The organism is Myroides sp. LoEW2-1 (assembly GCF_009767705.1).
Lineage (GTDB): Bacteria > Bacteroidota > Bacteroidia > Flavobacteriales > Flavobacteriaceae > Flavobacterium > Flavobacterium album_A.
On record NZ_WSPP01000399.1, the window covers coordinates 1 to 4274 of the forward strand.

Sequence of the window (4274 nt, forward strand, 5' to 3'; positions counted from 1 at the left end):
AAAGCATTCAGAGCTCAGTTTAGAGGTGTAAGAGATATTGATTTCTTTTTATACAGATTGACTAAGCTTTATGCCTAAACACAACTTTTGAGATTGATCCCTAAAGATACTACAATTATAAAAATTCAATCTTTTAAAATTGCTATAAAACAAAGGAGAAACTCCTCTCGAAGTTTCTCCTTTGTTTTATTTACAATTACTGTTATTGCTTAATTTACATTCTGACTTACTACTCCAATATAGTAAGGTTTAGCAGTGTTTGCTTCATTTCCAATAAAAACTATTGAATAGAAACCTTTATTGTTTAAAGTAATATTATCTCTTTGAGCCAAAACCTCATTAGACTTATTAAGTACTTTTAATGAGTATTTTTTTGCCTCTACCAAACTGAATTTTTGATAGGTTCCAACAGTTTCCTTTGAATCCGTTTTTCTATCTTTAAATTCATCTGCAATCGCGTTATCGTCAAATTGTAAAGAGATAGTCAAATCATCAGCACTTAAATTAAAAAAGCGCACACCACTCTTTCCTTCCACATCAGCCTCAGTAAGTCCATCTATACGGTCATTGGCTGTAAAGAATACAGGTTGTTCTTTCGTTCCTCCAACAAACGAGGTATAGAATCTAAACTTTTCAATCAAGTGAGTTTCACTTGCTATTTCACCTTTAGCCTCGCTTACGCCAATTTTTCTATCCCCTGGGAACAAGTTCGCATAACTAAACATCTTATATTCCAATACCGGATTATAAATATCTTGTATATACCTTCCATCAACGTGAAACTTCACGTTATTAGAATCCGTATAGCCATTTACTGTAGTTAATATACCTACAGGAATAGGTTCTACATTCACATCGTCATTGTTACAGCTTTGTAAGGTAAGCAACCCTACGATACTGATAGCTAATAAAAAACCTTTTCGCATAATTAGTTTTGTTTTAATTGTTTATATAAATTCTCAAAATCTATTCCACTTTCAAAAAACTAATTATTAATAACCTTTACTTTAACTTTATAAAGATATTATTTTTCTTTTATATGTCAATATCTGTCTCTCTTTTTGATTAACAAACTTCACATGGCTAATCTTATATGATGTAAAGAAACATCCTAACAAAACAGGACTATCCAATAGAATTAGTTTCTAATAATTTTCACAACAAGATTTGAACCTACCACAAAAACTATTAAGTTTGTTCTGTTATGATGGCAAAGAAAAAAAATAGTATCCCTTCATTTTGGAAAAATAGTATAACTACGCTTATCCTATTGTTAACGCTATTGTCTTCATGCAGCATTCAAGCCACTATAAATTCAATATTTGACAAGCATAACTCAAATATTGAACAAACGGCTAAACCAAATAAACACAAGTTAAATAGCAATTGTAAAACGACCCTGGGGCAGGAATGCCAAAACCAAAGCGTAGAGAAGAACATCATTTCTATAGCAAAACTAAAGATTGCTATTCCCGTTGCGATTTTAGACAACGAGAATGATTACTTTAGTAGTACACTTCCTTTCAAGTTCTTCAAGGCATTTACCAGCAAATACCTAAACCGAAATACAACTAAGTATAAAACTTCGATATACATACGACTACAGAATTTCAGACTTTGATTTCACTTTATTTTAAGCAAAAATTACTTTGGTAGAATGCCAAAGCATCCATTACAAACTAAAATATAAAGTAAAATCTCATGAAAGAGTTCTTAAAAAACACAAGTAAATTAGCCATTGCAACAGCATTTTTATTGCTATCAACTCTTGCAATTGCCAACAATCCAAAAGACACAACACCTTTAAATACTGCAACAACAGACATTACAATTGTAGATGCTGATGGGAATAAAATCAAGTTGAGCTCACTTAAGGGCAAAGTATTATTTGTAAATTTTTGGGCGACTTGGTGCCCTCCATGCATCAAAGAAATGCCTTCTATACAATCATTAAAAGAGAAATTCAAAAAAGAAGACATTGCTTTTATCATGATTGACGTAGATGGGGACCACAATAAAGCACAGTCCTTTATGGATAGAAAACAGTATAACTTACCCGTTTACATCCCAGGAGGAGCTGTTTCGCCAAACTATTTGGGCAATTCAGTACCAACGACATTAATTTTCGACAAAAAAGGAAACTTAGTACAACGCATAGTTGGCGGAGTAGATTATGACTCCGAAGAAGTTGAAAAATTCATGAAAGCAGTTATCAAATTATAATGCAGATAAACAAAAAAAAGGATGAACTACTGTTCATCCTTTTTGTTATAATAATCGTAAGTACGCTTTTTGTTTAGTTCCCTTTCAGCTTCAATAAACTCCTCTGGAATAACTTTAAGAAAAGACGGGTGTTGTTCAATTGCCATTTCGATTTTTTCAACGATATCCTCAATTGAATCGTTTTCGTAATCCACCTCAAGAGGTTCTTTAATCACCATAGATTGAAGAATACCTTTTTTCTTAAGGTGTAATCCCTTTTTGTCAAAAGAACGTCTAAAACCGTCTATGACAATAGGTACTACAATGGGCTTATAATTCTTAATAATATGAGCAGTTCCTTTGCGAATAGGTTTAAAAGATTTGGTAGTCCCTTGTGGAAAGGTAATTACCCATCCATCGTCTAACGCTACTTTAATATTTTCAACTTGATCTTGATTAACCGCTCTTTTCTCTTCTAATTCTACTCCTTGACTTCTCCAAGTTCTATCTACCGTAATTGCCCCTACATAAGCCATTATACGAGGTAGAAGACCCGCCTTCATCGTCTCTGATGCCGCTACATAATACAAGTTTAACTTGGGCTTCCAGATATACATGATATTCTTAATCGAGTTCTCTCTACCTTTTAAGCTGGCATTGAATACGTGAAACATTGCTACTACATCCGCAAAATACGTTTGGTGATTAGATATAAATAAAACCTGACGATTAGGTAAGTTTCGCAATATTTCAGACCCTTCGATTTGCAAATCATTAAATCCTCTAAAACGCTGATGTGTTGCAAAACCAAAAACTCTAATAATCCATTTCTTTAAGAACAATATATGTCCAAATGGATTTCTTTTAAATAATCCCATATTACACTCTCATTAAAGCAAGTGACAAATTTACCACATAAATACTAAAAACTTTCACTTTCTTTTCTTAAATAAGTAATAAATGGCTAAAACACCAATTTAAGCGTTTCCTTTAGCTCACTAATCATCATAGCTGTAGCACCCCAAATTTGATATCCTTCATACACATAAGCAGGTACTGAAATAGATTGAGCATAACTGGTAGTCATCGGTACTTGTTGGATCAGAGTATCATCTAATAGTGCGTGCAAAGGTATAGCTATAGTATTGGCTACCTCATCGACAGAAGGAATAATTCTTGGAGTATCCTTGACAATCCCCAGATAGGGTTGAACAATAAAATTACTTGGAGGGATATAGACAGTTGTAAAAGGCTTGATGACTTCAATATCTTTAGGTAAAATCCCCACCTCTTCCATCGTTTCCCTAAGAGCTGTACGCTCAAGGTTTAAATCGCTGTCCTCATATTTACCTCCAGGAAAAGCAACTTGACCAGAGTGAACCCCTTTATATGTTGCACGTTCAATTAACAAAAGAGAAATCTCTTCCCCTTTAGGAAACAACAACATCATCACTGCTGAACGCTTAGGATGATGTTCTAAAAAGTCTTCAGCATACAGATAAGGTATCCTTTCTTTGGGTACCATTAGTGCTTGTGCTTCTACACCTAAAGGTAAAGTGTTTTTAATTTCCTGTATTTTATGCAAAAAAGAATCAAATGTCATAAGTTTGCTCCTAACAATATTTCAATATTTAAAATTACAATTTTTATTTATGTTTAGTAAAGAAGAAGCACAAAGAATCAAAAGAGAATTCTGGATACAATTTGCAGAAACTTATCCGAGAAAATGGCTATTGCACAACACGAAGATTAAAGACTTTTCTTTTAAGTTCTACTGTGACAACAAAAAAGCATTTGTTCTACTGGATATAGAAAATAAAGATGAAGAAAAACGCAAAATATACTATGAAAAAATAGAGTCTTTGAAGACTATTCTATTAGAAGACTACCTTCCAGAAGCTATTTTTGAAAGAAACTTTTATTTGGAAAATGGCAAACTAATTAGCCGCATTTGGGTTGAATTGCACGGGGTGTCAATTAACAATAAGAATACTTGGGATCAAATCTTTGATTTCTTTTCAAATAATATGACTCAATTTGAAATCTTCTTTTATGAACACGAAGATTATATC

At 32.9% G+C, this 4274-nt stretch carries 6 protein-coding genes and 1 pseudogene; 4 read left to right on the forward strand and 3 right to left on the reverse strand.

Annotated elements, in window-relative coordinates; genetic code table 11:
- Nucleotides 1-78 (forward strand): annotated as a pseudogene (locus GOQ24_RS16910) (transposase); the annotation flags it as partial.
- 131 nt (nucleotides 79-209) lie between these two features.
- Here GOQ24_RS16910 and GOQ24_RS16365 read toward each other — a convergent pair.
- Nucleotides 210-926 (reverse strand): DUF4397 domain-containing protein, encoded by a 717-nt coding sequence (locus GOQ24_RS16365; RefSeq protein ID WP_155092979.1) that lies wholly within the window; start codon nucleotides 924-926, stop codon nucleotides 210-212.
- 278 nt (nucleotides 927-1204) lie between these two features.
- Between GOQ24_RS16365 and GOQ24_RS16370 the strand changes: the two genes are divergently transcribed.
- Entirely contained in the window at nucleotides 1205-1621 is a 417-nt protein-coding gene (locus GOQ24_RS16370; RefSeq protein WP_155092980.1) for a hypothetical protein, read from the forward strand.
- Nucleotides 1622-1701: 80 nt separating this feature from the next.
- On the forward strand, nucleotides 1702-2223 hold the full coding sequence (locus GOQ24_RS16375) for a TlpA family protein disulfide reductase (RefSeq protein WP_155092981.1): 522 nt from the start codon (nucleotides 1702-1704) through the stop codon (nucleotides 2221-2223).
- 26 nt (nucleotides 2224-2249) lie between these two features.
- Here GOQ24_RS16375 and GOQ24_RS16380 read toward each other — a convergent pair whose 3' ends face one another.
- The gene (locus tag GOQ24_RS16380) at nucleotides 2250-3080 is read right to left on the reverse strand and encodes a lysophospholipid acyltransferase family protein (protein ID WP_155092982.1); all 831 of its coding nucleotides are present in this window, start codon (nucleotides 3078-3080) and stop codon (nucleotides 2250-2252) included.
- An 86-nt stretch (nucleotides 3081-3166) separates the two neighbouring features.
- A complete protein-coding gene (locus GOQ24_RS16385; protein ID WP_155092983.1) occupies nucleotides 3167-3805 on the reverse strand; it encodes an NUDIX hydrolase in 639 nt (212 codons plus the stop codon).
- 49 nt (nucleotides 3806-3854) lie between these two features.
- On the opposite strand from GOQ24_RS16385, the gene GOQ24_RS16390 reads away from it, so the two are divergent.
- Nucleotides 3855-4274, forward strand: a 420-nt coding sequence (locus tag GOQ24_RS16390) for a DUF4268 domain-containing protein (RefSeq protein WP_160340177.1), incomplete at its 3' end; no start/stop codon positions are given.

Coding starts and splice junctions, on each gene's coding strand:
- GOQ24_RS16380 (WP_155092982.1), bottom strand. CDS start 3,080: ATGGGATTATTTAAAAGAAATCCATTTGGACATATATTGTTCTTAAAG.
- GOQ24_RS16375 (WP_155092981.1), top strand. CDS start 1,702: ATGAAAGAGTTCTTAAAAAACACAAGTAAATTAGCCATTGCAACAGCA.
- GOQ24_RS16370 (WP_155092980.1), top strand. CDS start 1,205: ATGATGGCAAAGAAAAAAAATAGTATCCCTTCATTTTGGAAAAATAGT.
- GOQ24_RS16385 (WP_155092983.1), bottom strand. CDS start 3,805: ATGACATTTGATTCTTTTTTGCATAAAATACAGGAAATTAAAAACACT.
- GOQ24_RS16365 (WP_155092979.1), bottom strand. CDS start 926: ATGCGAAAAGGTTTTTTATTAGCTATCAGTATCGTAGGGTTGCTTACC.